The following is a 25016-nucleotide window of genomic DNA, read 5'->3' as shown; positions in this document are numbered from 1 at the left end:
ACACCCGTTCCCATGCCGAACACGGCCGTTAAGCTCTTCTGCGTCAATGGTAGTTGGGGGCTTCCCCCTGCGAGAGTAGAACGTTGCCGGGCACTAATAAAAACCTTTCATCTTTTGATGAAAGGTTTTTTTGTGGATTTTAATAAGAAGAAATTGAACTATGGAGAGGGAGGAGAAGAGAAACTAAGAACCAAAAAGACAAGACAAGAAGAAAAGAGAAAGCATCAAGAACTCCGGGCCTTTACCAAGTAAGATGAAGAGAGAACCAATCCCCTAGCCCTTTCAATTAAGAAACTCCCTCTAATACCAAGAACCAAATTGACTTTAGTATAAAGAAAGCTTCTTGTACCAAGAAGCAACCGCTTATAGTAAGAAAAATGGGGGCAAACCCAAGAAAAAGGAACTACTTATCAAAAAAAACAGATACAAGAAGACTAATCTAAAACAGCAAGAACCCTCAACCCTTTCTAAGAACTTATCAATCCTAAGTCTAGATCATCCTAATCTGGCTAAACTAAGCAATAGACATACATAGCTCAGCATAGAATTTGAACTTTTTAGCCAAAATGTTTATAATAAAGTTAGTCAAATATAGTCAAAGTCAAAATTCGATCATTACTGAACTCATAAAAAGATTGAAGAAGAGGGGAGGTATAACGTGCGGAACATTTCTGATTTCATTGAGGAATACCTTAAGAGCACACTACTAAGCAGCGGGAAAGAACTAGTAGAGATTAAAAGAAGTGAACTAGCTAAACGATTTGAATGTGTCCCGTCTCAAATTAATTATGTCATTAGTACTCGTTTTACGTTAGAAAAAGGGTATATTGTTGAGAGTAAGAGAGGCGGAGGCGGATACATTCGGATTATAAAAGTCGAGACACACGAAAAGGCTGACCTATATGATCAGCTGCTCCACTTGATTGGGCCAGTTATAGACCAACAAACGGCTGAGAATATCGTATTAAGGTTATATGAAGAAAAGGCTGTTGCCAAACGCGAAGCAAACCTTATGATGAGTGTACTGGATCGCTCGGTCTTAAAGGTTGAATTACCTTATCGAGATCAATTACGCTCAAATATTTTAAAAGCAATGATTAATACTCTAAAATATAAATAAGCGAGATAAAAACGAGGTGAATAGCTAACATGAAATGCCAAGAGTGTCAGCAAAGACAGGCAACTCTCCATTTTACAAAAATCATCAATGGAGAAAAAATGGAAATTCATCTTTGTGAAGCGTGTGCAAAAGAAAAGGGTGAACATGTCCCTGGCACAAATACGTTCTCCATTCATCAGTTGTTATCGGGTTTATTGCATTTTGAGCATCCTTCTGTACAGGAAAATGAGCAAAAGTCTACACCTAAAGTATTAACGTGTGAAAATTGCCATATGACCTATAGTCAATTTGTTGAGATCGGAAGGTTTGGCTGTGCAAATTGCTATAAAACATTTGATGAAAAGCTCGACCCCGTTTTGCGTCGAGTTCATAGCGGGAACGTAAGGCATCATGGTAAAATTCCTAAACGAATTGGTGGAGGAATTAAACGTCAAAAAGAAATTAATGCTCTTAAGCTCAAAATAAAAGAGTACATTGAAAGCGAAGAATTTGAAAAAGCGGCTGAAGTTAGAGACCATATCCGTTTATTAGAACAAAAAAATAAAGAGTCTGAGGAGGGATAAGATGTCGCTTGAGCGCTTTATAAAAGATGCGATTAGTCCTTGGATGAAAGAAACGGGAACCGATGTAGATATTGTGCTTAGTAGCAGAATTCGCTTAGCACGAAATCTTAAGGAATATCCATTTCCTATTATCTCCTCACTTGATCAATCAAAAGAAGTAGCTGATTTCACGGTGACTGCCCTCACGACAGCTCCTACTGAACAAACCGGAGAATTAGACACTTTATACATGGAAGAAATGAAATCGAATGAGAAACGTGTATTGGTTGAAAAACATCTCATAAGTCCGCACTTAGCCGAACAGTCTAAGCACGGAGCGGTCCTACTAAATAAGGATGAGTCCTTAAGCATAATGGTTAATGAAGAGGATCACCTACGGATACAGTGCTTGTTCTCTGGTTCTCAGCTCGAAAAAGGGTTAGAGATTGCGCAGTCTGTGGATGACTGGGTTGAGGGACATCTGACCTATGCATATGATGAAAAACGTGGGTATTTAACAAGTTGTCCAACAAATGTAGGTACTGGAATGAGGGCATCGGTGATGATGCACTTACCCGCTCTTGCCATGACACAGCAAATTAACAGAATTTTACCGGCAATTAATCAATTGGGATTAGTTGTTAGAGGAATTTATGGCGAGGGTAGCGAAGCATTAGGTAACCTCTTTCAAATCTCCAACCAAATCACACTTGGTAAGTCGGAGCAGGATATTGTAGATGATCTTCACGGAGTCGTTACACAATTAATTCAAAGAGAGCGTAATGCACGGCAAATGCTCATGCAGAACTCACGATTAAAGCTTGAGGATCGAGTCTATCGCTCCTATGGGATTTTATCTCAAAGTCGAATCATTGAATCAAAAGAAGCTACACGCAGATTATCCGATGTTAGGCTCGGTATCGATTTAGGATTGATCGAGGGATTATCAGGGAACATACTTAATGAGCTAATGATTTTAACTCAGGTTGGGTTCTTGCAGCAATTTGCAGGTGACATCTTAACGGCCGATCAACGAGATGAGCGAAGAGCCGCTTTGATACGTGAAAGACTTCAACTTAAGGAACAAGAATAGTGAACTGATTATAAACGGAGGTGGCCATGTATGATGTTTGGTCGATTTACAGAGAGAGCTCAAAAGGTATTGGCACTAGCACAAGAGGAAGCGATCCGTTTAGGCCACAACAATATAGGAACTGAACATATCCTTCTTGGTTTAATTCGTGAAGGAGAAGGTATTGCTGCAAAAGCGCTTCAGGCACTAGGACTTGGACCAGAGAAGCTGCAAAAAGAAGTGGAAACACTTATCGGTAAAGGACAGGAAGGCTCTAAAACAAAGCATTACACACCAAGAGCTAAAAAAGTAATTGAGCTTTCAATGGATGAAGCTCGTAAGCTGGGTCATTCATACGTTGGGACGGAGCATATTCTACTTGGCTTAATTCGCGAAGGAGAAGGCGTTGCAGCTCGTGTCCTTAATAACCTAGGGGTAAGTCTTAATAAAGCGCGTCAACAAGTACTTCAGCTGCTTGGTAGTAATGAGGGTGGTAGCTCACAGCAACAAGGTGGAGCTGTGTCCAATGCAAATACACCAACACTTGATAGTTTAGCGCGTGACTTAACAGCTATTGCACGTGAAGAGTCACTTGATCCGGTTATTGGACGAAGCAAAGAGATCGAACGCGTAATCCAGGTCTTGAGTAGACGGACGAAAAACAATCCTGTATTAATTGGGGAGCCTGGGGTAGGTAAAACGGCGATTGCTGAAGGTCTAGCACAAGCGATTATCGCAAATGAAGTGCCAGAGACACTTCGTAACAAACGTGTCATGACACTTGATATGGGAACGGTTGTTGCAGGAACAAAGTATCGCGGTGAGTTTGAAGATCGCTTGAAAAAAGTGATGGATGAAATTCGCCAAGCAGGAAACGTAATTCTGTTCATTGATGAACTTCATACATTAATTGGTGCGGGTGGGGCAGAAGGTGCTATTGATGCATCAAACATCCTGAAACCATCACTTGCCCGTGGAGAGCTTCAGTGCATCGGAGCTACGACCATTGACGAGTATCGTAAGTACATTGAGAAGGATGCAGCACTTGAACGTCGATTCCAGCCAATCCAAGTCAATGAGCCAACATTAGATGAATCCATTCAAATTTTAAAAGGTCTACGTGATCGCTACGAAGCGCATCACCGAGTGACGATTACGGATACAGCAATTGAAGAAGCCGTGAAACTATCAGACCGCTATATTCCAGATCGTTTTCTACCGGATAAAGCGATTGACTTAATTGACGAGGCGGCATCTAAAGTGCGCTTACGTTCGTATACTGCACCACCAGATTTAAAAGAGCTTGAGCAGAAGCTAGAGGAAACACGCAAAGAGAAGGATGCATCTGTTCAAAGCCAAGAATTTGAGAAGGCTGCTTCCTTGCGTGACACAGAGCAACGTCTACGTGAGCAGTTGGATGAAATGAAAAACAACTGGAAGAAAAAGCAGGGTCAAGAAAATACCGAAGTAGCTGTTGAGGACATTGCTCAGGTTGTAGCAAGCTGGACGGGAATCCCGGTTGCGAAACTTGCTGAGGAAGAGACGGAGCGTCTATTAAAAATGGAAGAAATTTTGCACCAACGTGTAGTTGGTCAGGAAGAAGCCGTTCTATCAATCTCTAAAGCTGTTCGTCGTGCAAGAGCTGGACTTAAAGATCCTAAGCGTCCTATTGGTTCATTTATTTTCCTTGGACCAACGGGCGTAGGGAAAACAGAGCTTGCTCGTGCTGTAGCTGAGACGCTATTCGGTGATGAAGATTCTGTTATCCGTATCGATATGTCAGAGTACATGGAGAAACATTCAACGAGCCGTCTAGTTGGTTCTCCTCCTGGTTATGTTGGCCATGAAGAGGGAGGGCAATTAACGGAGAAGATTCGTCGCAAGCCTTACTCTGTTATTCTTCTAGATGAGATTGAGAAGGCGCACCCAGATGTATTCAACATCTTGCTACAAGTGCTTGAGGATGGTCGTTTAACAGATTCAAAAGGTCGTACGGTAGACTTCCGTAATACGGCAGTGATCATGACATCAAACGTTGGAGCTAGTGCATTAAAAGGGAATAAATATCTTGGCTTTACGACGGAAACAGAAGGTCGCGAATACAAAGATATGAAAGACCGTGTAATGGGCGATCTGAAGAAAAGCTTTAGACCTGAATTTATTAACCGTATTGATGAAATCATTGTCTTCCATGCGCTTGAGAAAAAGCACATTCGTGAAATTATCACGTTAATGGCTGATCAGCTTAAAATACGTCTGAAAGAGCAGGGAATTGACTTTGAATTAACAGAAGAAGCCAAAGATAAGATTACTGATCTTGGGTATGATCCTGAATACGGTGCAAGACCATTACGTCGTGCTCTGCAAAAGCAAGTAGAGGATCGTTTGTCTGAGGAATTACTGAAAGGTAACATTGCTAAAGGGCAAAAAGCGGTCATTGGCGTAAAAGATAACGAGCTCTTTGTTGAAACGGTTGAAACAAAAGAAGAAACGAGCAACGTGTAAGTTCATACGTTTGCTTGGGTTGTCTAACAACAGACCGGGAGTTTGAATGGCTCCTGGTCTTTCTTTTTAAAAGTTTGTCTTTGGAGGAAAATGCATGGCCAAGAAGAAAACAAAGTTTGTCTGTCAAGAATGCGGATATGAGTCGGCAAAGTGGATGGGGAAATGTCCAGGGTGTCAGGAATGGAACACGATGGTAGAGGAAATGGAAGCAGCGACGAAGCAATCAAGTCGGAGCTATGTTACCTCATCAACCACTACAACGAAGCCGCAACCACTTTCTCAGGTTGTTGGAGATCGTGAACCGCGGATTGATACAACCATTCAAGAGCTCAATCGGGTGCTCGGTGGAGGGATTGTACCAGGGTCGTTGGTTTTAGTTGGTGGAGATCCGGGGATAGGGAAGTCAACACTACTTCTTCAGCTATCGGCAAAGCTAGCTGAAAAAAAAGAGAAGGTACTCTATATCTCTGGTGAAGAATCAATCAAGCAAACCAAGCTGCGTGCGGACCGTCTGGGGATGATTGCGCCGGAATTATTTGTTTTAGCTGAGACAGATCTTCAATTCATCCAGCATGCGATTGAAGAGGTTGAACCCTCACTTGTTATTATTGACTCTATACAAACGGTGTATCAAGACGAGATTACTTCAGCACCCGGAAGTGTAGCTCAGGTTCGTGAGTGTACAGCAGCCTTTATGAAAATTGCTAAGACAAAAGGAATAGCCATCTTTATCGTAGGTCACGTAACGAAGCAGGGTTCAATTGCCGGACCAAAGCTGCTTGAGCATATGGTTGACTCTGTTCTCTACTTTGAAGGGGAGCGGCATCATACGTACCGGATTCTTCGGGCGGTAAAAAACCGTTTTGGCTCAACAAATGAGATGGGTATTTTTGAAATGAAAGAAGCTGGTCTAGAGGAAGTATTAAATCCGTCAGAAATCTTTTTAGAAGAACGATCACAAGGTGCGGCCGGGTCAGTTGTTGTTGCCTCAATGGAAGGAACGAGACCGGTCCTTGTAGAATTACAGGCTCTGATCTCACCAACAGGTTATGGAAATCCAAGACGTATGGCAACAGGGATTGACCACAACCGAGTGTCTCTTCTAATGGCGGTGCTAGAGAAGCGCGTAGGACTTCTTTTGCAAACGCAGGATGCGTATTTAAAAGTAGCGGGTGGCGTGAAACTTGATGAGCCAGCTATTGATTTGGCTATTGCCTTAAGTATTGCATCAAGCTTTAAGGATCAACCGACTCAATCAATGGATGCGGCTATTGGAGAGGTAGGACTGACAGGAGAGATCAGGCGCGTCTCAAGGATCGACCAACGTGTAAACGAAGCCGCTAAGCTTGGATTTAAACGAGTGATTATACCAGAGAAAAACCTTGGTGGATGGACGGTCCCGCCAGGTATAGAAGTGATTGGCGTCCCTACATTGGAGCGTGCCATTGAAGTTGTTCTTGGGAGGTAGTAAAAATGGATGAACAAAACAAAAATGAATTTATTCAAAACCTTTTAAAGCTCGTCGCACCCGGAACACCTCTTCGGGCAGGAATAGATAATGTGCTGCGTGCGAACACAGGTGGACTCATCGTGCTTGGTCATACCGAAGAAATGAAACAAATTGTGGATGGCGGTTTTCATATCAATTGCCCGTTCTCGCCAGCTTATTTATATGAATTGGCTAAAATGGACGGCGCTATTATTTTAAGTGATGACGGGAAGAAGATTCTGTATGCCAATACGCAGCTTGTTCCTAATAACGGGATCACTTCAAATGAAACAGGAATTCGTCATCGTACAGCTGAACGTGTAGCGAAGCAAACAAACCAGCTTACGATCTCAATTTCGCAGCGTCGAAATATCATCACGCTTTATCAGGGAGAATTCCGCTATTCGTTAAAAGATATTGGTGTGATTTTAACGAAAGCAAATCAGGCTATTCAAACGCTTGAAAAATACAAGTCAGTACTTGAGCAGTCGATTACAAACCTAGGGGCACTTGAATTTGAAGAGTTAGTGACGCTGTCTGAGATTACTCAGGTTATTCACCGTGTTCAAATGGTTCTTAGAATTAAACGAGAAATCTTGAACTATATCAATGAGCTTGGAGATGAAGGTCGTTTAATTACGATGCAGTTAAAGGAGCTTGTCTCTGATACGGAAAAAGAAGCTATGTTCCTGTTAAAGGATTACGTGAAGGACAGTAAACAGGATGTCTCAAAAACACTTAAAGAGCTGACGGATCTTCAAACCGAAGACCTCCTGGATGAACCGGCTATTATTAAAGCATTAGGCTATCCGAAAAACGTTAATCTCGGAGAATTTGTTGTCTCCCCAAGAGGTTATCGCATGCTGCATCGAATCCCGAGACTCCCTTCGCAAATCATTGAAAATCTCATTAATGAATATGAGAGCCTTTCAAATATCGTGTCTGCTGATACAAATAAGCTTGATGAAGTGGACGGAATTGGTGAGGCAAGAGCGAGAATGATTAAAAATGGGTTAAATCGGATTCAGGAACAGTTATTTATCGATCGTCACATTTAGTACAAAAGCTTATGTTGTTTTATGGACGACTTGTGTAAAATTCCAGTTTACTAGGTTTTGATTCCTTATTCTTGTCTATAATAACTAGAAGGAGGTGGACCGTTATGATGACTTGGATTGTAAAGATTTTTCTAATGGTAGCAGGCGGGGCTTTAGGCTTTATCTATATTCCTGAACTTATCCAACTTTTTTCTAATAATAATTTACCCGCCTGGGTAGAAAATGCATTTACGGGTATGATTTTTGGAATTGTTGTTATGTATATCGTCTCAATGTGGTTAGCGCGTTATATTGTGAATGTAATGAAAGTACTTGAAGAGCGAATTCTAAAAGCCTCTTTAACCGACATTATGTCAGGTACACTTGGGTTAATTTTGGGTCTTGTAATTGGATACCTAATCAGTAGTCAAATTGCGCAGCTCCAATTTCTTGGGGTGCAGAACATTCTCCCAATCTTCGTTACGATCATTCTAGGTTATTTTGGCTTTCAAATTGGTTTTAAGAAGCGTGACGAGCTTGTTCAGCTTTTCCTCATGAATCGTGGCGGCGGAAAAGAAAAACGCAGTGATGAGACGCCTGGGGCGAAACGATTAAAGATTTTAGACACGAGTGTCATTATTGATGGTCGTATCGCAGACATATGTAAGACTGGCTTTCTTGAAGGAACATTAGTTATTCCTGAATTTGTGTTAGCGGAATTACAACATATTGCTGACTCATCGGATGCACTGAAACGTAACCGAGGAAGACGTGGGTTGGATATTTTGAATAAAATTCAGAAAGAGCTGCCGATTAAGGTAGAGATCTATGATGGTGATTTTGAAGACATTCAGGAGGTTGATAGTAAGCTGGTGAAGCTTGCTAAAATTTCAGATGGTGTTGTTGTCACAAATGACTTTAACTTAAACAAAGTGTGCGAGCTACAAGGTGTTGCCGTTTTAAATATAAATGACTTAGCAAATGCAGTAAAACCGGTTGTTCTACCGGGTGAGAAGATGAATGTTCAGGTCATTAAGGATGGGAAAGAACATCATCAAGGTGTTGCTTATTTAGACGATGGAACGATGATCGTTGTAGAAGGTGGTCGCGAATATATCGGGAAACAGATTGATGTCGTCGTCACAAGTGTCCTGCAGACAAGTGCCGGCCGTATGATTTTTGCGAAACCAAAGGTCTACGAAAAAGCCCTTTAATCTATAGTAGTGAAAAAGCACCGAGAACATGGTGCTTTTTCTTTTTACATTCAATAGTCAATCCTAGTTAAAAGAGTGTAAACATTGGGGTGGACATGCTAAAATGAAACGAATGCATGTATGAGAATTGGAGAGGGCAGGATGATGTATAGTATTGTGATCCCGGCTGCAGGTCAGGGGAAACGAATGAAAGCTGGTAAGAACAAGCAGTTCATCGAATTAAATCAAACACCACTCATCGCGTACACACTGCAAGTATTTGAAGAGGATGAGCAATGCAAGCAGATCATACTTGTTGCAAATGAATATGAAATAGAGGCTATGCAAGACATTGTACGAGCCTATAACATTCAAAAGGTTACACGCATAGCTGTTGGAGGAATGGAGCGCCAGCAAAGCGTATATGAAGGGTTAAAGCAACTTGAGGGACCTGACGAAATCGTTATGGTTCATGACGGAGCTAGACCATTTATTAGAGAATCAATTATCCATGAACTTGTTAAGGCAACGAGAACAGACGGTGGTGCGGTTGTAGGCGTTCGGATGAAGGATACCGTAAAGCGGGTCAGTCAAAATGAGATCGTTGAAACAATCGACAGAAGTGAGCTTTGGGCAGTCCAGACGCCTCAGGCTTTTTGGCGAGATTCATTACTTGATGGTCATAAGCGAGCGGAAGAAGAAGGCTTTGTAGCAACTGATGACGCGTGTATTATGGAATGGGTTGGTTCAAAGATCGTCATGGTTGAAGGGGATTACAGCAATTTAAAGATCACAACACCTGAGGATTTACTAATGGCAGAAGCGATCTTACGAAAAAGGAGAATGGAACATGATTCGAGTCGGACAGGGGTTTGATGTCCATCAATTAACTGAAGGACGTCCATTAATAATAGGTGGTATTACCATCCCTTATGAAAAAGGGTTACTAGGACACTCTGATGCAGACGTATTACTACACACCATTGCGGATGCAGCATTAGGAGCGATTGGAGAAGGAGATATCGGAAGGCATTTTCCTGATACAAGCGAAGAGTTTAAGGATGCTGATTCAAAGGTATTACTACAAGATGTATGGTCCATGGTAAAAGAGCGTGGATTTAAGCTTGGTAATGTAGACTGTACCATTATGGCACAGATGCCAAAGATGGCGCCTCACATTGAAGCAATGAGAAACCAAATTGCTGAGTTGCTTGAAGCAGATCCTTCTCAGGTGAACGTAAAAGCTACAACTACAGAGAAGCTTGGTTTTACTGGTCGTGGTGAAGGAATTGCTTCACAGGCTGTTATCTTGATTGAACAAGTATAGATGAATCTTTGTCGCAATGGTGGTAGAATAGAAGCCGACGAAATAGGTAACGATTATGTAGATTTTAGAAATGGATGGTGTTAGCACATGAGCAGCAACGTACGTGTACGATTTGCGCCAAGTCCAACGGGTCACCTTCATATTGGAGGCGCACGTTCGGCATTATTTAACTATTTATATGCACGTAACCAAGGAGGCAAATTTGTTCTCCGGATTGAAGATACAGATCAGGCTCGTAACGTGGAACAAGCGAAGGAAAAGCTACTTGATAGCTTAAAATGGCTTGGCATGGATTGGGATGAAAGTATTGATATTGGTGGAGAATATGGTCCATATAGCAGCATGGAGCGTGTAGATATCTATAAGGAGTACGTTCAGCAGCTTCTTGACGAAGGAAAGGCCTACTACTGCTACATGACATCTGAAGAGCTTGAAGAAGAGCGTGCAGCTCAGCTTGCTCGTGGTGAGGCACCGAAGTACAGCGGGCGTGATCGTGATTTAACGCCTGAGCAACGGAAAGCCTATGAGGATAAAGGAATTAAGCCTGTTGTACGTTTCCGTGTTCCTCAAAACCAAGTCGTAAAAATTGAAGATGCTGTGCGTGGAGATGTATCGTTTGAAACAGACGGTATTGGAGACTTTGTCATTGCACGTAACGACGGTGTACCAATGTACAACTTTGCGGTTGTAATTGATGATCAGCTGATGAAGATCACACACGTTATTCGTGCAGAAGAGCATCTGTCAAACACGCCTCGTCAGGCACTAGTTTATGAAGCATTTGGCTGGGAAAAACCAACCTTTGCTCATGCATCGTTGATCTTAAATCCAGATCGTCAGAAGATGAGTAAGCGTGACGAATCAATCATTCAATTTGTTGAACAATACAAGGAGCTTGGATACTTACCTGAAGCACTCGTAAACTTCCTTGCACTTCTTGGATGGTCCCCAGTTGGAGAAGAAGAAATCTTCACGATTGATGAACTTTCAGAACAATTTAGCTTAGAGCGTGTATCAAAGGCTCCAGCCGTATTCGATACAGACAAGCTAGCATGGATGAATAATCAATACATTCAAGCGGCTCCTCTAGAGAAGATCGTAGACCTCGCTCTTCCTCATCTTGTCCATGCAGGACGTTTGCCTGAAAACATGGAGGAGACTCGTAAGGAGTGGGCCACACGCCTAATTAGCCTGTACAAAGAGCAACTTCACTACGGTGCTGAAATTGTTGAGTTAACAGAGTTATTCTTTAAAGACGAAATTGAGTATAATGAAGAAGCGAAAGCTGTATTAACTGAAGAGCAGGTTCCAGAAGTTCTAAACCATTTTGTTCAAGAACTTGATGCACTAGAGGAATATAGCGCTCCAGCCATTAAAGCAGCAATCAAAGCGACGCAAAAAGCAACGGGCCAAAAAGGGAAGAAGCTATTCATGCCAATTCGTGTAGCGGCTACGGGCCAAACACATGGTCCAGAACTGCCTAACACCATTGAATTGCTTGGAAAAGCTACGATCGCTGCGCGCCTAAAACAAGCAGCGTCACTCGCGTAAGAAAAACTATATAATCACAACTTGTTGATTGGGAGGGGCAACCGTGAGTTCTGTATACAGAGAACACTGCACGCGCTGAGAGCAGTGTTACAGACTCGGTTGAACATGCACCCAGGAGACTTTTTCTAAAACCAGGTTCATTGTTAGTAGGAAAAAGCGGGACGGCTCCGTTACAGCTATAAAGAGTGAATAGACCTAGAGTCTATAACTAAAACAGAGTGGAACCGTGCATCCTGCGCCTCTGTACATCCTTGATGTACAGAGGCGTTTTTCATTTGAGTAAGGGGGAGTGAGTAGTGGGTATTTTTAGAACGTTGATGAATGACGTAGATGTTGTATTCCATCAAGACCCTGCAGCACGAAGCCGGATGGAAGTAGTTTTCACCTATTCTGGCGTGCACGCGATTTGGGCACATCGAATGGCACACGGACTTTGGAAGTGGAAGCTGCGCTTTTTAGCTAAACTCCTTTCCCAAATCAGCCGATTCTTCACGGGGATTGAGATTCACCCTGCTGCAGTGATTGGGCAACGTTTGTTCATTGACCACGGAATGGGTGTAGTCATTGGAGAAACCTGTGAAATCGGAGACAATGTCACTATTTATCAAGGGGTTACACTTGGTGGGACAGGAAAAGAAAAGGGTAAAAGACATCCAACCGTTGGAGATGGTGTCATGATTTCTAGCGGTGCGAAAGTGCTTGGCTCCTTTACAATAGGGGAGTACTCGCGAATTGGTGCCGGCTCTGTTGTGTTAAAAGAGGTCCCACCTAATTCAACGGTCGTGGGAATACCAGGCCGAATTGTCGTAAAGAATGGATGTAAAGTGAATAATGAATTAGACCATCATATTCTACCGGATCCAGTAGCTGATAAATTTAAACAATTAGAAGAAGAACTGCTGGAGCTAAAAGAAGAGCTCTACCGGCAGAAAAAGACGTCACGCTAGGCAGGGTATTTGCTTATGCTAGCTAAAAGAATGATCAAGTTAAGGGAGAAGATTGTATGGCTATTCAAATTCTAAACAGCTTAACAATGAAAAAAGAACCCTTTATTCCTATGGAAAAAGGCAAAGTTAAGATGTATGTGTGTGGACCCACTGTCTACAATTATATTCATATCGGAAATGCAAGACCGCCGATTGTCTACGATATGGTGCGTAGGTATTTAGAATATCGTGGCTATGAGGTATTCTTTGTTTCAAACTTTACAGATGTGGATGACAAGATTATCCGAGCAGCGAACGAACTTGGTGAGGATGTGTTTGATGTCGCGAATCGCTTTATTGAAGCGTATCATCAAGACACCTGCGCATTAGGTGTAAAGCCAGCTGATATTCATCCACGAGTGACCGAAACGATTCCGGATATTGTGGAATTTATTGAGTTGCTTGAGAAGAAAGACTATGCCTATGAATCAGGCGGAGATGTGTACTTCCGGACTAGAAAGTTTAAAGAGTACGGGAAGCTTTCTTCTCAGTCGATTGATGATCTGCAAAGCGGTTCTCGTATTGAAGTAGATACCCGGAAAGAAGATCCTCTAGATTTTGTCCTCTGGAAGGCAGCAAAAGAAGGAGAGATCTCCTGGGAGAGTCCATGGGGCAACGGTCGACCAGGCTGGCACATTGAATGCTCGGCCATGGTAAAAAAATATTTAGGCGATACCATTGATATTCATGCAGGAGGTCGCGACCTTTCATTCCCGCACCATGAAAACGAGATTGCGCAGTCGGAAGCCTTGACAGATAAGCCTATGGCTAACTATTGGATGCATAATGGGTTTATTAACATCGACAATGAAAAAATGTCAAAATCACTCGGAAATTTTGTTTTGGCACATGATATTATTCGACAGCATTCACCAGAAGTCGTTCGTTTCTTTATGCTGACAGCTCACTACAGAAGCCCAATTAATTTCAGCTCTGAACTGCTTGAAGGAGCTAAGAATGGTCTTGATCGAATCAAAACAGCGCTTCGGACGATTAAGCACAGACTTGATGATTGCGCAGATTACGGTGAGCAGGCCGAATGGGTAGATAAAGTATCGGAGCTTCGTACTCGGTTTATTCAAGAGATGGACGATGACTTTAATAGTGCTAATGGTATCTCGGTTCTGTTCGATGCAGCGAAGGAAGCGAATATTTATAGCCGTGAAAAACAGACATCAAAAGCCGTCCTTGAGGCGTTCATCAGCTTGTTTGATGAATTAGGTGGAGTGCTTGGCTTGTCCCTGCACGAAGAGACTGAACTGTTAGATGCGGAAGTCGATCAATTAATTGAGAAGCGGAACGAAGCGCGTGCTGCCCGTAACTTCCAAGAAGCGGACGATATTCGTGATCAGTTAAAGGTTCAAGGTATTCTGCTTGAGGATACCCCACAAGGTGTACGGTGGAAACGAGAAGCGCGCACATGAAGATCATTAAGCCTACGACAGATTTAAAGCAATTAAACGGATTAGCCCTAGCCTATATGGGTGATGCTGTACTTGATATGTATGTACGGTATTACCTGCTGGCGCAGGGGAAGGTGAAGCCTCATGCTCTGCATGTTGAAGCCACTCGGTACGTCTCTGCGAAGGCCCAAGCGGAAATGGTGCATCGTTTAGAAGAAAACGGGGTATTTACAGAGGAAGAGATGATGGTTATTAAAAGAGGTCGAAATGCAAAATCAGGGTCTGTGCCAAAGAATACGAGTGTAACGACATATCGTTATTCTACAGGCTTTGAAGCGTTACTCGGCTATTTATATATTACCGACAAATCAGAACGATTAGATGAAATTATTGAGATGGCACTTGGAGAATACGAAAACAAACAAGACAAAGGAGCACAGAATCATGAGTGAGGAATTTATTGCAGGAAAGAACCCGATCATAGAAGCGCTCCGTTCTGGTCACCCAATCCATAAGATTTGGATTGCGGAGGGCTCACAGAAAGGGCAAATGACGAAAGTCCTTCAGATCGCTAAAGAGAAAAATATTCTCGTGCAGACAGCTCCTAAAAAGAAGCTAGCGAACTTGATAGGGAATGAAAATCACCAAGGGATTGTTGCATCGGTGGCTGCGTATGAATACGCAGAAATTGAGGATATTTTTGAGCGTGCAGCTGAGAAGAACGAACAGCCCTTTTTCTTAGTTCTTGATGAACTTGAAGATCCGCATAATCTAGGATCAATCCTACGTACAGCAGATGCTTGTGGCGCACATGGAGTGATCATCCCGAAGCGTCGTGCAGTTGGACTGACACAAACTGTTGCAAAGGCCTCTACAGGAGCGATTGAATATGTACCTGTTGTCAGAGTGACAAACATTTCACGAACAATGGACGAGCTTAAGAAACAAGGCGTGTGGTTTGCAGGAACAGATGCCTCTGCTCAGGAAGACTATCGTAGTGCAGCATTTGATATGCCACTGGGACTTGTTATTGGAAGTGAAGGCAAAGGAATGAGCCGTCTTGTAAAGGAAAAATGTGATTTTCTTATTTTTATTCCAATGGTCGGTAGTGTGACGTCGCTTAATGCTTCTGTTGCCGCGAGTTTACTGATGTATGAGGTTTATCGTAAACGTACGCCGCTAGGAAGTCGATAACAATGCGAACCATTCTGCTGGTGGATGGCTATAATATCATCGGTGCCTGGCCAAAGCTTCGGGAATTAAAGGATCAGGATTTAGAACTAGCAAGAGATCTATTAATTAGTAGTATGGCGGAGTACCAAGCCTATTCGGGTGCAGAGGTGACTGTTATTTTTGATGCTCATATGGTGACGGGAGTAGGGAAAACCTATCAAAACCATAAGGTGGAGGTCATCTATACGCGTAAGCTTGAGACCGCGGATGAGAGAATCGAACGTTTGGTTCGGGAGCTTAAACGTGTAGACACAACCATTCATGTGGCGACCTCTGATTTTGCAGAGCAGTCCGTTATCTTTGGAAGTGGTGCGCTAAGAAAGTCAGCGCGGGAGCTTTTAATTGAGACAGAAATGGCAACAAAAGGAATTAAGAAAATGGTCGAAACGGCGAAAAAACAACAAAAACCGACACATGCATATCTTAGTGACGAACTTACCGAAATTTTTGAAAAATGGCGTCGTGGCGAGTGATGAGTGGTTGACCTTCTGGAAATGTGTGCTATATAATACGTTTAAACATTAAGTCAGTGGCCTAGGCCGAGGGGGTATTGTTGTGACTGCAGAGCTTCAGCTGGAACCAACTTTTACAAAGCCTGGTAACGGATTTGAACAGGCTGACGATAGCTTTCTTGTAGATCAAGTAAGACTCGGAAATACTCTGGCACTTGAATATCTAATTAACAAATATAAGAATTTTGTGCGTGCGAAGTCACGTTCTTATTTTTTGATTGGCGCTGATCATGAAGATATTGTTCAAGAGGGAATGATTGGTCTTTACAAGGCTGTTCGTGACTTTAGAGGGGACAAGCTGTCATCGTTTAAAGCATTTGCTGAACTGTGTATTACTCGACAGATCATAACAGCAATCAAAACAGCAACTAGGCAGAAGCACATCCCCCTTAATTCGTATGTATCACTAGATAAACCACTTTATGACGAAGAATCGGACCGGACATTACTTGATGTGATATGCGGAAATCGGGTAACGGATCCAGAAGAACTATTAATTAATCAAGAAGAGTTTGAGAATATTGAACTGAAGATGGGCGAAATTCTAAGTGAGCTAGAGCAGCAGGTACTGCTTCTATACCTAGATGGGCGCACCTATCAAGAAATTTCAGTAGATCTCAACCGTCACGTGAAATCAATTGATAATGCACTGCAGCGTGTGAAACGGAAGCTTGAACGGTATGTAGAGCTTAAAGGTGTTACACTCTAGAAACGTCTACGAGGCTAGAACAAAAACTAAGAATTAATTATAAAACGAGGGTGCCCGACACACATGGGAAAGGTACGTGGTGAAGTCTCTGTTGCGGTGGGTTTCCGCGTAAGAGGCTGAGGCCGTACCCCGTGGGTACGAGGGATTCTCCTGTAGCGGATATCGTCCTATGTTCGAGTTTTATGGTCTATTTTAATGGTTTGTCCTAGGCTCGTTTTCTCATTATTCTACCAACCAAAGATTGACACAAAATACTTGACATGCTAGTATCAAAGAGCATGTGTAATGCTAGATGAACTCTTATCGAAAAGGGTTCTTTTTTATACTGTTTTAAGGTAACCGCATTTAATTGAATGCAGCGGTTCTTTTTTTGTTTGTACAAAGAATCTCGTATTTTTGAGCGGTTGTTTAGATAGACAAGATCATGACCATAATGAATTGGTGCTGGAGGTGTTCCCATGGCCGGTAAAGTAGTTAATTTCTTTCAAAGTGTAGCTCAGGAAATGAGACGAGTCACGTGGCCGACGCGTAAAGAACTGACACGTTACACATTAGTCGTTCTTGCAACGGTAGCGATTATGACGATCTTTTTTGCAGTGGTTGATTTGGGGATTTCAGAGTTAGTTCGTCTTCTCTAGGAATACACAGTTGTAGGATGGTAGATGATTTGTATGAGTACTAGAAAGGAGGCGAATAGGACAAACTGGTCCTAGCTACAATGGAGAAAAATTGGTATGTGGTACACACGTATTCAGGCTATGAAAACAAGGTGAAAGCAAACCTTGAAAAGCGTGTGGAATCTATGGATATGACAGATAAAATCTTTCGAGTACTTGTTCCTGTTGAAGAAGAAACAGAAGTAAAGAACGGCAAAACAAAAACCGTTTCTCGAAAAGTATTTCCAGGTTACGTTCTAGTAGAAATCATTATGACAGATGATTCTTGGTATGTTGTTCGTAACACACCAGGGGTAACTGGATTCGTCGGATCGTCTGGAGCAGGTTCTAAGCCGACAGCTCTTTTACCAGATGAAGTGGAAAGCATCCTTAAACAAATGGGTGTGGAACAACCGAAAGCAGATATCGACTTTGATATTAAAGAATCTGTGAAGGTAAAAGAAGGTCCATTTGCGAATTTTGTTGGAACAATTGAAGAAATTCAAGTGGAAAAACAAAAGGTAAAGGTTCATGTGAACATGTTTGGACGCGAGACGCCTGTTGAACTTGATTTCAATCAAGTAGAAAAGATTTAATAAATGACTTGATATCTCCCTTTGAAGGTGATAGAATTTTCATGTTTGATATGGTTTGATAACATGAGCCATCGGGTGCATGAATGCATCCGTTTTTTGAGTGGGAGGATGAAAATCATCCGGATAACCACATCACGGACTTAAGGAGGTGTGTCACGTGGCTAAAAAGGTAATTAAAATGGTTAAATTGCAAATCCCTGCTGGGAAAGCGAATCCAGCTCCACCGGTTGGTCCTGCATTGGGTCAAGCAGGTGTGAATATTATGGGTTTCTGTAAAGAATTTAACGCTCGTACTTCTGATCAAGCAGGTCTAATTATTCCTGTTGAGATTACAGTTTTTGAGGATCGTTCTTTTACGTTCATCACAAAAACTCCGCCTGCAGCGGTATTGCTTAAGAAAGCAGCTGGAATCGAGTCTGGTTCTGGAGAACCAAACCGTAACAAGGTTGCAACTGTTAAGCGTGATAAAGTGCGCGAGATTGCTGAAACTAAAATGCCAGATCTTAACGCTGCAAACGTTGAGTCTGCAATGCGTATGGTTGAAGGAACAGCTCGCAGCATGGGAATTACGATCGAAGACTAAGACTTATTGTTCCGTTTACTGGAGGTTGCGACTTGAGGATTCATCCTCATACCTGTGAAACAGGGCGCAACCTTCTGTAGTGGGAGGACTATCCGTTAAAACCACAATCGAGGAGGAAATGAATCATGGCTAAAAAAGGTAAAAAGTATCAAGAAGCCCTAAAGCTGGTTGATAAGGATACTTCGTATTCTCCAGCAGAGGCAATTGAGCTTGTTAAGAAAACAGCGACAGCTAAATTTGACGAGTCTGTTGAAGTAGCTGTACGTTTGGGCGTAGACCCGAAAAAAGCGGATCAGCAAATCCGTGGAGCAGTAGTGCTTCCGAATGGTACAGGTAAAACACAACGTGTTCTTGTATTTGCTAAAGGTGAAAAGGCGAAAGAAGCAGAAGCGGCTGGAGCTGACTTTGTTGGAGAAGAAGATTTCATCAATAAAATCAACCAAGGTTGGTTTGATTTTGACGTAATCGTTGCTACTCCAGACATGATGGCTCAAGTTGGTAAGCTTGGTCGTGTACTAGGACCAAAAGGCCTTATGCCAAACCCGAAAACAGGTACTGTTACATTTGATGTAACGAAAGCTGTTAATGAAATCAAAGCTGGTAAAGTAGAATACCGTGTTGAAAAATCCGGTAACGTACACGTTCCAATCGGTAAAGTGTCATTTGAAGATGACAAACTTGTTGAGAACTTCAAGACAATTGTAGACACGTTGCTTAAAGCTAAGCCAAGTGCTGCTAAGGGTACTTACATGCGTAATGTATCAATCGCATCTACAATGGGTCCTGGAATTCGCGTGAACGTTTCTTCTCTTTCTAAATAAACGTTGACAAATAGTGCAGCCATTGTGTATACTTCTTCAAGTGCACAGTGGTAGCACATTTATTATATGATTATACCGTAGACAGCAGGGGCATATAAGCTTAATATCCTGCCGAGGTGAGCGATAGATTTCTTAATGGAATCCATACGCCCTCATGTCTGCATGAGGGCTTTTTATATGCTTATGCGCGGTGTAAACGTAACAGACTAACAGGAGGTGTATGTATGAGTAAAATTATCGATGCTAAGAAACAGGTTGTTTCTGAGATCGCTACTAAGCTTAGCGAGAGCCAATCAACAGTTGTTGTTGATTACCGTGGTCTTTCTGTTTCTGAAGTAACCGATCTTCGTAAACAACTGCGTGATGCTGGTGTTGAGTTCAAAGTTTACAAAAACTCAATGACACGTCGTGCGACTGCTGAGACTGAACTTACTGCTCTTGATGAGCAGCTTGTAGGTCCTACTGCGATTGCATTCAGTAAAGAAGATGTTATTGCTCCTGCTAAGATTCTTAACGAATTTGCTAAAAAGCATGAAGCGTTAGAAATCAAAGCTGGTGTGATTGAAGGTCAAGTTGCGTCTCTTGAGCAAATCAAGGCGTTGGCTGAACTTCCATCTCGTGATGGTCTTCTTTCTATGCTTCTTAGTGTGCTTCAAGCACCAGTTCGTAACTTTGCACTTGTTACAAAAGCAGTTGCAGAGCAAAAGGAAGAGCAAGGCGCTTAATAGAGTAGCCTGCTAATTCGTAACAAAACCCACAAAGGTGAAAACCTATAAAACAAGGAGGATTTACAAATGACTAAAACGCATGAAGAAATCATTGGTGCAATCAAAGAAATGACAGTACTAGAACTTAACGATCTAGTAAAAGCTATTGAAGAAGAATTCGGTGTTACTGCTGCTGCTCCTGTAGCTGCTGCTGGTGCTGCTGGTGGCGAAGCTGCTGCTGAGCAAACTGAATTTGACGTAATTCTAGAATCAGCTGGTGGTTCTAAAATCAACGTAATCAAAGCAGTTCGTGAAGTAACTGGTCTTGGTCTTAAAGAAGCGAAAGCACTAGTTGATGGTGCTCCAGCTCCAATTAAAGAAGGTGTTTCTCAAGACGAAGCTAACGAAGTTAAAGCTAAGCTTGAAGAAGCAGGAGCTTCTGTTGAAGTTAAGTAATTAGTTGAATAAGAAAAGGCTCGCGCCATAGCGAGTCTTTTTTTGTCCATAGGTAAAAGAATGGAGGATCACAATGTCTGAACACTATTATTCCAATAAACCAAGTACGCCAAGCGAACAAAAAACGTGGACAACTGAACTACGCGGATACAGCCTGCGATTAACATCAGATAGAGGCGTTTTCTCTAAGCATGAAGTAGATTTTGGTAGCAGAACGCTAATTGAGCATTTTGAATTCCCTGAAGTAGAGGGGGATCTACTTGATGTTGGCTGTGGGTATGGGCCGATTGGATTAACTCTAGCAAAAGCTGATCCAAAGCGTGTAGTGCATCTCCTCGATGTTAATGAGCGAGCGTGTACATTGGCGCGAATCAATGCACGACAAAATCGAGTGGAAAACGTTTTGGTTTTTGAGAGTGATGGGTTTGATGAGGTCCCTCATAAAGAGTATGCCGCGATAATAACCAATCCGCCGATCCGTGCGGGGAAAGCAACAGTATTCTCGATTTATGAACAAGCGCACACACATTTGAAAAATGGGGGAGAGCTTTGGGTAGTAATCCAAAAGAAACAAGGAGCTCCTTCTACGTTAGAGAAATTAGGTCAATTATTTGGTGAAGTAGAAACAATTGAAAAAAACAAGGGATATTTTATTATCCGTGCAAGAAAAAATTGACTCGCAACCTACCTTGTGGTATTATCATTTAATGCGTACAATTGCCTATTTTTCTGGTTGAAGCATGTAAAAGAACGATTTTACAAGGAATACAGCTAGATAAATTTGGTTATACTGCTATAATCAGTTTGTTCTGAATGTAGTAGGGTTGTAAAGTGAGGTCAGTTTTTTTTGAACAATGGTCATTTAATCTTCTGGTTTCAGAGATTGGATAGCCTTTTTAGATACTATAACGCGAGATTTAAGGGGTGAATCAGTTGGCAGGACAACTAATTCAGTATGGACGTCACCGCCAGCGTAGAAGCTACGCGAGAATCAATGAGGTATTGGAACTTCCTAACTTGATTGAGATTCAAACAGCTTCCTACCAATGGTTTCTTGATGTAGGTTTACGTGAGATGTTCCAGGACATTTCACCGATCCAAGATTTCACAGGGAATTTGGTTTTGGAATTTATTGATTACAGCCTGGGAGAGCCTAAGTATCCAGTAGAAGAGTCTAAAGAACGTGATGTAACGTTTGCTGCTCCACTACGGGTTAAGGTTCGTTTGATTAACAAAGAAACAGGTGAAGTCAAAGAGCAGGAAGTATTCATGGGTGACTTCCCTCTTATGACAGATACAGGTACGTTTGTCATTAATGGAGCAGAGCGAGTTATTGTATCGCAGCTGGTTCGTTCCCCAAGCGTATATTACAGTCAAAAAACCGACAAAAACGGAAAAAAAGGGTTTACTGCCACTGTCATTCCTAACCGTGGAGCGTGGCTTGAGCTTGAAACGGACGCGAAGGATATTGTTTACGTCCGGATAGACCGCACAAGAAAAATACCAGTGACGGTTCTTTTGCGTGCACTTGGTTTTGGTTCTGATCAAGAAATGATCGATTTACTTGGTGAAAACGAGTATCTTCGTAATTCTCTTGAAAAAGATAACACAGACAGTACTGAAAAAGCATTGCTTGAAATCTATGAGCGCCTTCGCCCGGGTGAGCCGCCAACAGTTGAAAATGCGAAGAGTCTACTTGATTCTCGTTTCTTTGATCCTAAGCGCTATGACCTAGCGAATGTTGGACGCTACAAGATGAACAAGAAGCTTCATATAAAAAATCGTCTCTTTAACCAACGCCTTGCTGAGACGCTAGTAGACCCTGAAACAGGTGAAATTCTAGCAGAAGAAGGTACGGTTCTTGATCGTCGTACGCTTGATCGCATCATTCCTTACCTTGAGAACAACGTTGGTTTCAAGAAAGTGTATGTAGCCGGCGGAGTAATTGATGACGAAGAAGTGACGATTCAATCAGTCAAAATCTATGCACCAAGCGATCGTGAAGGGGAGCAAGTAATTGATGTGATCGGAAACGGTATGGTTGAACGCGATGTGAAGCATATCGCACCATCAGATATCATTTCTGCAATCAGCTACTTCTTTAATCTATTACACGGTGTGGGCGATACTGATGATATCGATCACCTTGGTAATCGTCGACTACGTTCAGTAGGGGAGTTACTACAAAACCAATTCCGTATTGGATTGTCCCGTATGGAGCGTGTGGTACGTGAGAGAATGTCAATTCAAGATCCGAATATGATTACGCCTCAGGCACTAATTAACATTCGTCCGGTCATTGCGTCTATTAAAGAGTTCTTTGGTAGCTCGCAGTTATCTCAGTTTATGGACCAAACAAACCCATTAGCTGAGCTTACGCATAAGCGTCGTCTATCTGCACTAGGACCGGGTGGTTTAACGAGGGAACGGGCTGGATTTGAAGTTCGTGACGTTCACTACTCTCACTATGGTCGTATGTGTCCGATTGAAACGCCAGAGGGACCAAACATTGGTCTAATCAACTCATTATCTTCTTATGCGAAGGTCAACGAATTTGGATTCATGGAAACTCCGTACCGTAGAGTGGATCCTGAAACAGGAAAAGTAACGGCTCGAATTGATTACTTAACTGCGGATGAAGAAGATAATTATGTTGTCGCACAGGCGAATGCGAAGCTTACAGAAGATGGCTCGTTTGTTGATGATAATATTATTGCTCGTTTCAAGGGAGAAAATACGGCTGTTCCTCGTGACCAGTTAGATTATATGGATGTATCTCCGAAGCAGGTAGTTTCTGCTGCGACATCTTGTATTCCTTTCTTAGAAAACGATGACTCCAACCGTGCCCTAATGGGAGCGAACATGCAACGTCAGGCAGTGCCTTTACTTGTACCTGAGTCTCCAATCGTTGGTACAGGAATGGAGCATGTGTCTGCAAGAGATTCTGGAGCTGCAGTAGTTTCAAAATATCGCGGTGAAGTTGAACGCGTAACAGCTAAAGAAATTTGGGTTCGTCGTATTGAAGAAGTAGACGGCCAAGATGTAAAAGGCGACCTTGATAAATATCGTCTTCAGAAGTTTATCCGTTCTAACCAAGGAACAAGCTACAACCAACGCCCGATCGTTTCAGAGGGTGATATCGTTGATAAGCGCGAAATCTTAGCCGATGGCCCATCAATGGAAAAAGGTGAGATGGCGCTTGGACGTAACGTAATGGTTGGTTTCATGACTTGGGAAGGTTACAACTATGAGGATGCGATTATCCTAAGTGAACGTCTAGTTAAAGATGATGTTTATACATCTATTCACATTGAAGAATATGAATCAGATGCTCGTGATACAAAGCTTGGACCAGAAGAGATTACGCGTGACATTCCAAACGTTGGGGAAGATGCACTACGTAACCTGGATGAGCGTGGAATTATTCGTACAGGTGCAGAAGTAAAAGACGGAGATATTTTAGTTGGTAAGGTTACGCCTAAGGGAGTAACAGAATTAACTGCTGAAGAACGTCTATTACACGCGATCTTTGGTGAGAAAGCACGTGAAGTTCGTGATACTTCACTACGCGCACCTCACGGAGGAGACGGAATTGTTCTTGACGTTAAAATCTTCAATCGTGAAGATGGAGACGAATTACCACCTGGAGTGAATCAGCTTGTGCGTGTGTACATTGTACAAAAACGTAAGATTCATGAAGGGGATAAAATGGCCGGTCGTCACGGTAACAAAGGTGTTATCTCACGTATCCTTCCTGAGGAAGATATGCCTTACCTTCCTGATGGCACGCCAATTGACATTATGTTAAACCCACTAGGGGTACCATCTCGAATGAACATCGGACAAGTGCTTGAGCTACATCTTGGTATGGCGGCTCGTAAGCTTGGTATTCATGTTGCTTCTCCTGTATTTGATGGAGCGCGTGAGGAAGATGTTTGGGGTACTCTTGAAGAAGCGGGAATGGCTCGTGATGGTAAGACTGTCCTTTATGATGGCCGTACTGGGGAACCATTTGATAACCGTATCTCTGTAGGGATTATGTACATGATCAAACTTGCTCACATGGTTGATGATAAGCTACATGCTCGTTCAACTGGACCTTACTCACTTGTTACACAGCAGCCACTAGGTGGTAAAGCACAATTCGGTGGACAGCGTTTTGGTGAGATGGAGGTTTGGGCACTTGAGGCGTATGGTGCTGCTTATACACTTCAGGAAATCCTTACAGTGAAATCAGATGATGTAGTTGGTCGTGTGAAAACATACGAAGCGATTGTAAAAGGGGAGAACGTACCTGAACCAGGTGTTCCTGAATCCTTTAAAGTTCTAATCAAAGAGCTTCAATCACTTGGTATGGACGTGAAAATGCTCTCAAGTAACGAAGAAGAAATCGAGATGAGAGAGCTTGATGATGAAGAAGAACAAGGGAACGATAAGTTGAATTTGAACTTCGAGCCAAGCGCTAAGGCGTAAACGAATAATAAGCAACCGGGAGAGCGATAACGACTCTCCCTGTTG

24 protein-coding genes, 1 rRNA gene and 1 other annotated feature are annotated in these 25016 nt (G+C 42.4%); all 25 genes read left to right on the top strand.

What is annotated here, in order from left to right; all coding sequences use genetic code 11:
• Nucleotides 1-92 (top strand): 5S ribosomal RNA (gene rrf, locus ACQKKO_RS17815); the annotation flags it as partial.
• Nucleotides 93-658: 566 nt separating this feature from the next.
• Nucleotides 659-1120, top strand: coding sequence for a CtsR family transcriptional regulator (locus tag ACQKKO_RS17810; protein ID WP_498649555.1), 462 nt, complete (start codon nucleotides 659-661; stop codon nucleotides 1118-1120).
• Between the two features lie 29 nt (nucleotides 1121-1149).
• A complete protein-coding gene (gene mcsA, locus ACQKKO_RS17805) occupies nucleotides 1150-1683 on the top strand; it encodes a protein-arginine kinase activator protein McsA (protein WP_498649553.1) in 534 nt (177 codons plus the stop codon).
• Nucleotide 1684: 1 nt separating this feature from the next.
• On the top strand, nucleotides 1685-2755 hold the full coding sequence (gene mcsB / locus ACQKKO_RS17800; protein ID WP_498649551.1) for a protein-arginine kinase McsB: 1071 nt from the start codon (nucleotides 1685-1687) through the stop codon (nucleotides 2753-2755).
• Nucleotides 2756-2785: 30 nt separating this feature from the next.
• The gene (gene clpC, locus ACQKKO_RS17795; RefSeq protein ID WP_498649549.1) at nucleotides 2786-5239 is read left to right on the top strand and encodes an ATP-dependent protease ATP-binding subunit ClpC; all 2454 of its coding nucleotides are present in this window, start codon (nucleotides 2786-2788) and stop codon (nucleotides 5237-5239) included.
• A gap of 94 nt (nucleotides 5240-5333) precedes the next feature.
• Nucleotides 5334-6707 (top strand): DNA repair protein RadA, encoded by a 1374-nt coding sequence (radA, locus tag ACQKKO_RS17790; RefSeq protein ID WP_498649547.1) that lies wholly within the window; start codon nucleotides 5334-5336, stop codon nucleotides 6705-6707.
• Nucleotides 6708-6712: 5 nt separating this feature from the next.
• The gene (gene disA, locus ACQKKO_RS17785; protein WP_498649545.1) at nucleotides 6713-7786 is read left to right on the top strand and encodes a DNA integrity scanning diadenylate cyclase DisA; all 1074 of its coding nucleotides are present in this window, start codon (nucleotides 6713-6715) and stop codon (nucleotides 7784-7786) included.
• A gap of 104 nt (nucleotides 7787-7890) precedes the next feature.
• Entirely contained in the window at nucleotides 7891-8979 is a 1089-nt protein-coding gene (locus ACQKKO_RS17780; RefSeq protein WP_498649543.1) for a PIN/TRAM domain-containing protein, read from the top strand.
• Nucleotides 8980-9120: 141 nt separating this feature from the next.
• On the top strand, nucleotides 9121-9834 hold the full coding sequence (gene ispD / locus ACQKKO_RS17775) for a 2-C-methyl-D-erythritol 4-phosphate cytidylyltransferase (RefSeq protein WP_498649541.1): 714 nt from the start codon (nucleotides 9121-9123) through the stop codon (nucleotides 9832-9834).
• Entirely contained in the window at nucleotides 9809-10285 is a 477-nt protein-coding gene (gene ispF, locus ACQKKO_RS17770; RefSeq protein ID WP_498649540.1) for a 2-C-methyl-D-erythritol 2,4-cyclodiphosphate synthase, read from the top strand. The genes ispD and ispF overlap by 26 nt, the downstream gene beginning before the upstream one ends.
• Before the next feature lie 87 nt (nucleotides 10286-10372).
• Nucleotides 10373-11836: a glutamate--tRNA ligase gene (gene gltX, locus ACQKKO_RS17765; protein ID WP_498649538.1), complete on the top strand. Its 1464-nt coding sequence runs from the start codon at nucleotides 10373-10375 to the stop codon at nucleotides 11834-11836.
• Between the two features lie 302 nt (nucleotides 11837-12138).
• Complete coding sequence (cysE, locus tag ACQKKO_RS17760) at nucleotides 12139-12783, top strand: serine O-acetyltransferase (protein ID WP_498649559.1); 645 nt, start codon at nucleotides 12139-12141, stop codon at nucleotides 12781-12783.
• A gap of 56 nt (nucleotides 12784-12839) precedes the next feature.
• Nucleotides 12840-14246, top strand: a complete 1407-nt coding sequence (cysS, locus tag ACQKKO_RS17755) for a cysteine--tRNA ligase (protein WP_498649537.1) — start codon at nucleotides 12840-12842, stop codon at nucleotides 14244-14246.
• On the top strand, nucleotides 14243-14677 hold the full coding sequence (locus ACQKKO_RS17750) for a Mini-ribonuclease 3 (RefSeq protein WP_498649536.1): 435 nt from the start codon (nucleotides 14243-14245) through the stop codon (nucleotides 14675-14677). The genes cysS and ACQKKO_RS17750 overlap by 4 nt, the downstream gene beginning before the upstream one ends.
• Nucleotides 14670-15419 carry a 23S rRNA (guanosine(2251)-2'-O)-methyltransferase RlmB gene (rlmB, locus tag ACQKKO_RS17745; protein WP_498649533.1) on the top strand — a complete coding sequence of 250 codons (750 nt, stop codon included), beginning with the start codon at nucleotides 14670-14672 and terminating at the stop codon, nucleotides 15417-15419. The genes ACQKKO_RS17750 and rlmB overlap by 8 nt, the downstream gene beginning before the upstream one ends.
• Before the next feature lie 2 nt (nucleotides 15420-15421).
• Nucleotides 15422-15931 (top strand): NYN domain-containing protein, encoded by a 510-nt coding sequence (locus ACQKKO_RS17740; RefSeq protein ID WP_498649530.1) that lies wholly within the window; start codon nucleotides 15422-15424, stop codon nucleotides 15929-15931.
• Between the two features lie 100 nt (nucleotides 15932-16031).
• Nucleotides 16032-16679 (top strand): RNA polymerase sporulation sigma factor SigH, encoded by a 648-nt coding sequence (sigH, locus tag ACQKKO_RS17735; RefSeq protein WP_498649558.1) that lies wholly within the window; start codon nucleotides 16032-16034, stop codon nucleotides 16677-16679.
• 458 nt (nucleotides 16680-17137) lie between these two features.
• A complete protein-coding gene (secE, locus tag ACQKKO_RS17730; protein WP_203090871.1) occupies nucleotides 17138-17317 on the top strand; it encodes a preprotein translocase subunit SecE in 180 nt (59 codons plus the stop codon).
• 80 nt (nucleotides 17318-17397) lie between these two features.
• Entirely contained in the window at nucleotides 17398-17931 is a 534-nt protein-coding gene (gene nusG, locus ACQKKO_RS17725; RefSeq protein ID WP_203090872.1) for a transcription termination/antitermination protein NusG, read from the top strand.
• Between the two features lie 157 nt (nucleotides 17932-18088).
• Nucleotides 18089-18514, top strand: a complete 426-nt coding sequence (gene rplK / locus ACQKKO_RS17720) for a 50S ribosomal protein L11 (protein WP_203090873.1) — start codon at nucleotides 18089-18091, stop codon at nucleotides 18512-18514.
• Nucleotides 18515-18639: 125 nt separating this feature from the next.
• A complete protein-coding gene (gene rplA, locus ACQKKO_RS17715) occupies nucleotides 18640-19335 on the top strand; it encodes a 50S ribosomal protein L1 (protein WP_498649526.1) in 696 nt (231 codons plus the stop codon).
• Between the two features lie 57 nt (nucleotides 19336-19392).
• Nucleotides 19393-19520 (top strand) — a sequence feature (ribosomal protein L10 leader region).
• Between the two features lie 39 nt (nucleotides 19521-19559).
• Entirely contained in the window at nucleotides 19560-20060 is a 501-nt protein-coding gene (gene rplJ, locus ACQKKO_RS17710; RefSeq protein ID WP_498649525.1) for a 50S ribosomal protein L10, read from the top strand.
• Between the two features lie 69 nt (nucleotides 20061-20129).
• Nucleotides 20130-20498: a 50S ribosomal protein L7/L12 gene (rplL, locus tag ACQKKO_RS17705; protein ID WP_479826952.1), complete on the top strand. Its 369-nt coding sequence runs from the start codon at nucleotides 20130-20132 to the stop codon at nucleotides 20496-20498.
• Nucleotides 20499-20571: 73 nt separating this feature from the next.
• On the top strand, nucleotides 20572-21174 hold the full coding sequence (locus ACQKKO_RS17700) for a class I SAM-dependent methyltransferase (protein WP_498649524.1): 603 nt from the start codon (nucleotides 20572-20574) through the stop codon (nucleotides 21172-21174).
• A gap of 257 nt (nucleotides 21175-21431) precedes the next feature.
• Nucleotides 21432-24971, top strand: coding sequence for a DNA-directed RNA polymerase subunit beta (gene rpoB / locus ACQKKO_RS17695; RefSeq protein WP_498649523.1), 3540 nt, complete (start codon nucleotides 21432-21434; stop codon nucleotides 24969-24971).
• Nucleotides 24972-25016: the final 45 nt, after the last annotated feature.

The sequence above is a fragment of the Alkalihalobacillus sp. NPDC127517 genome (assembly GCF_050276055.1).
Lineage (GTDB): Bacteria > Bacillota > Bacilli > Bacillales > Bacillaceae_D > Alkalicoccobacillus.
Note: the sequence above shows the minus strand (reverse complement) of the source record. Positions and strands in the feature narration are given on the sequence as shown.

Excerpts from the sequence above, each read along its gene's own strand:
- mcsA (WP_498649553.1), top strand. The coding sequence starts at position 1,150 with ATGAAATGCCAAGAGTGTCAGCAAAGACAGGCAACTCTCCATTTTACA.
- ACQKKO_RS17780 (WP_498649543.1), top strand. The coding sequence starts at position 7,891 with ATGATGACTTGGATTGTAAAGATTTTTCTAATGGTAGCAGGCGGGGCT.
- cysS (WP_498649537.1), top strand. The coding sequence starts at position 12,840 with ATGGCTATTCAAATTCTAAACAGCTTAACAATGAAAAAAGAACCCTTT.
- gltX (WP_498649538.1), top strand. The coding sequence starts at position 10,373 with ATGAGCAGCAACGTACGTGTACGATTTGCGCCAAGTCCAACGGGTCAC.
- disA (WP_498649545.1), top strand. The coding sequence starts at position 6,713 with ATGGATGAACAAAACAAAAATGAATTTATTCAAAACCTTTTAAAGCTC.
- rplL (WP_479826952.1), top strand. The coding sequence starts at position 20,130 with ATGACTAAAACGCATGAAGAAATCATTGGTGCAATCAAAGAAATGACA.
- ACQKKO_RS17750 (WP_498649536.1), top strand. The coding sequence starts at position 14,243 with ATGAAGATCATTAAGCCTACGACAGATTTAAAGCAATTAAACGGATTA.
- ispF (WP_498649540.1), top strand. The coding sequence starts at position 9,809 with ATGATTCGAGTCGGACAGGGGTTTGATGTCCATCAATTAACTGAAGGA.
- secE (WP_203090871.1), top strand. The coding sequence starts at position 17,138 with ATGGCCGGTAAAGTAGTTAATTTCTTTCAAAGTGTAGCTCAGGAAATG.
- ACQKKO_RS17740 (WP_498649530.1), top strand. The coding sequence starts at position 15,422 with ATGCGAACCATTCTGCTGGTGGATGGCTATAATATCATCGGTGCCTGG.
- ACQKKO_RS17700 (WP_498649524.1), top strand. The coding sequence starts at position 20,572 with ATGTCTGAACACTATTATTCCAATAAACCAAGTACGCCAAGCGAACAA.
- clpC (WP_498649549.1), top strand. The coding sequence starts at position 2,786 with ATGATGTTTGGTCGATTTACAGAGAGAGCTCAAAAGGTATTGGCACTA.
- rplJ (WP_498649525.1), top strand. The coding sequence starts at position 19,560 with ATGAGTAAAATTATCGATGCTAAGAAACAGGTTGTTTCTGAGATCGCT.
- mcsB (WP_498649551.1), top strand. The coding sequence starts at position 1,685 with ATGTCGCTTGAGCGCTTTATAAAAGATGCGATTAGTCCTTGGATGAAA.
- rplA (WP_498649526.1), top strand. The coding sequence starts at position 18,640 with ATGGCTAAAAAAGGTAAAAAGTATCAAGAAGCCCTAAAGCTGGTTGAT.
- rlmB (WP_498649533.1), top strand. The coding sequence starts at position 14,670 with ATGAGTGAGGAATTTATTGCAGGAAAGAACCCGATCATAGAAGCGCTC.
- ispD (WP_498649541.1), top strand. The coding sequence starts at position 9,121 with ATGATGTATAGTATTGTGATCCCGGCTGCAGGTCAGGGGAAACGAATG.
- nusG (WP_203090872.1), top strand. The coding sequence starts at position 17,398 with ATGGAGAAAAATTGGTATGTGGTACACACGTATTCAGGCTATGAAAAC.
- radA (WP_498649547.1), top strand. The coding sequence starts at position 5,334 with ATGGCCAAGAAGAAAACAAAGTTTGTCTGTCAAGAATGCGGATATGAG.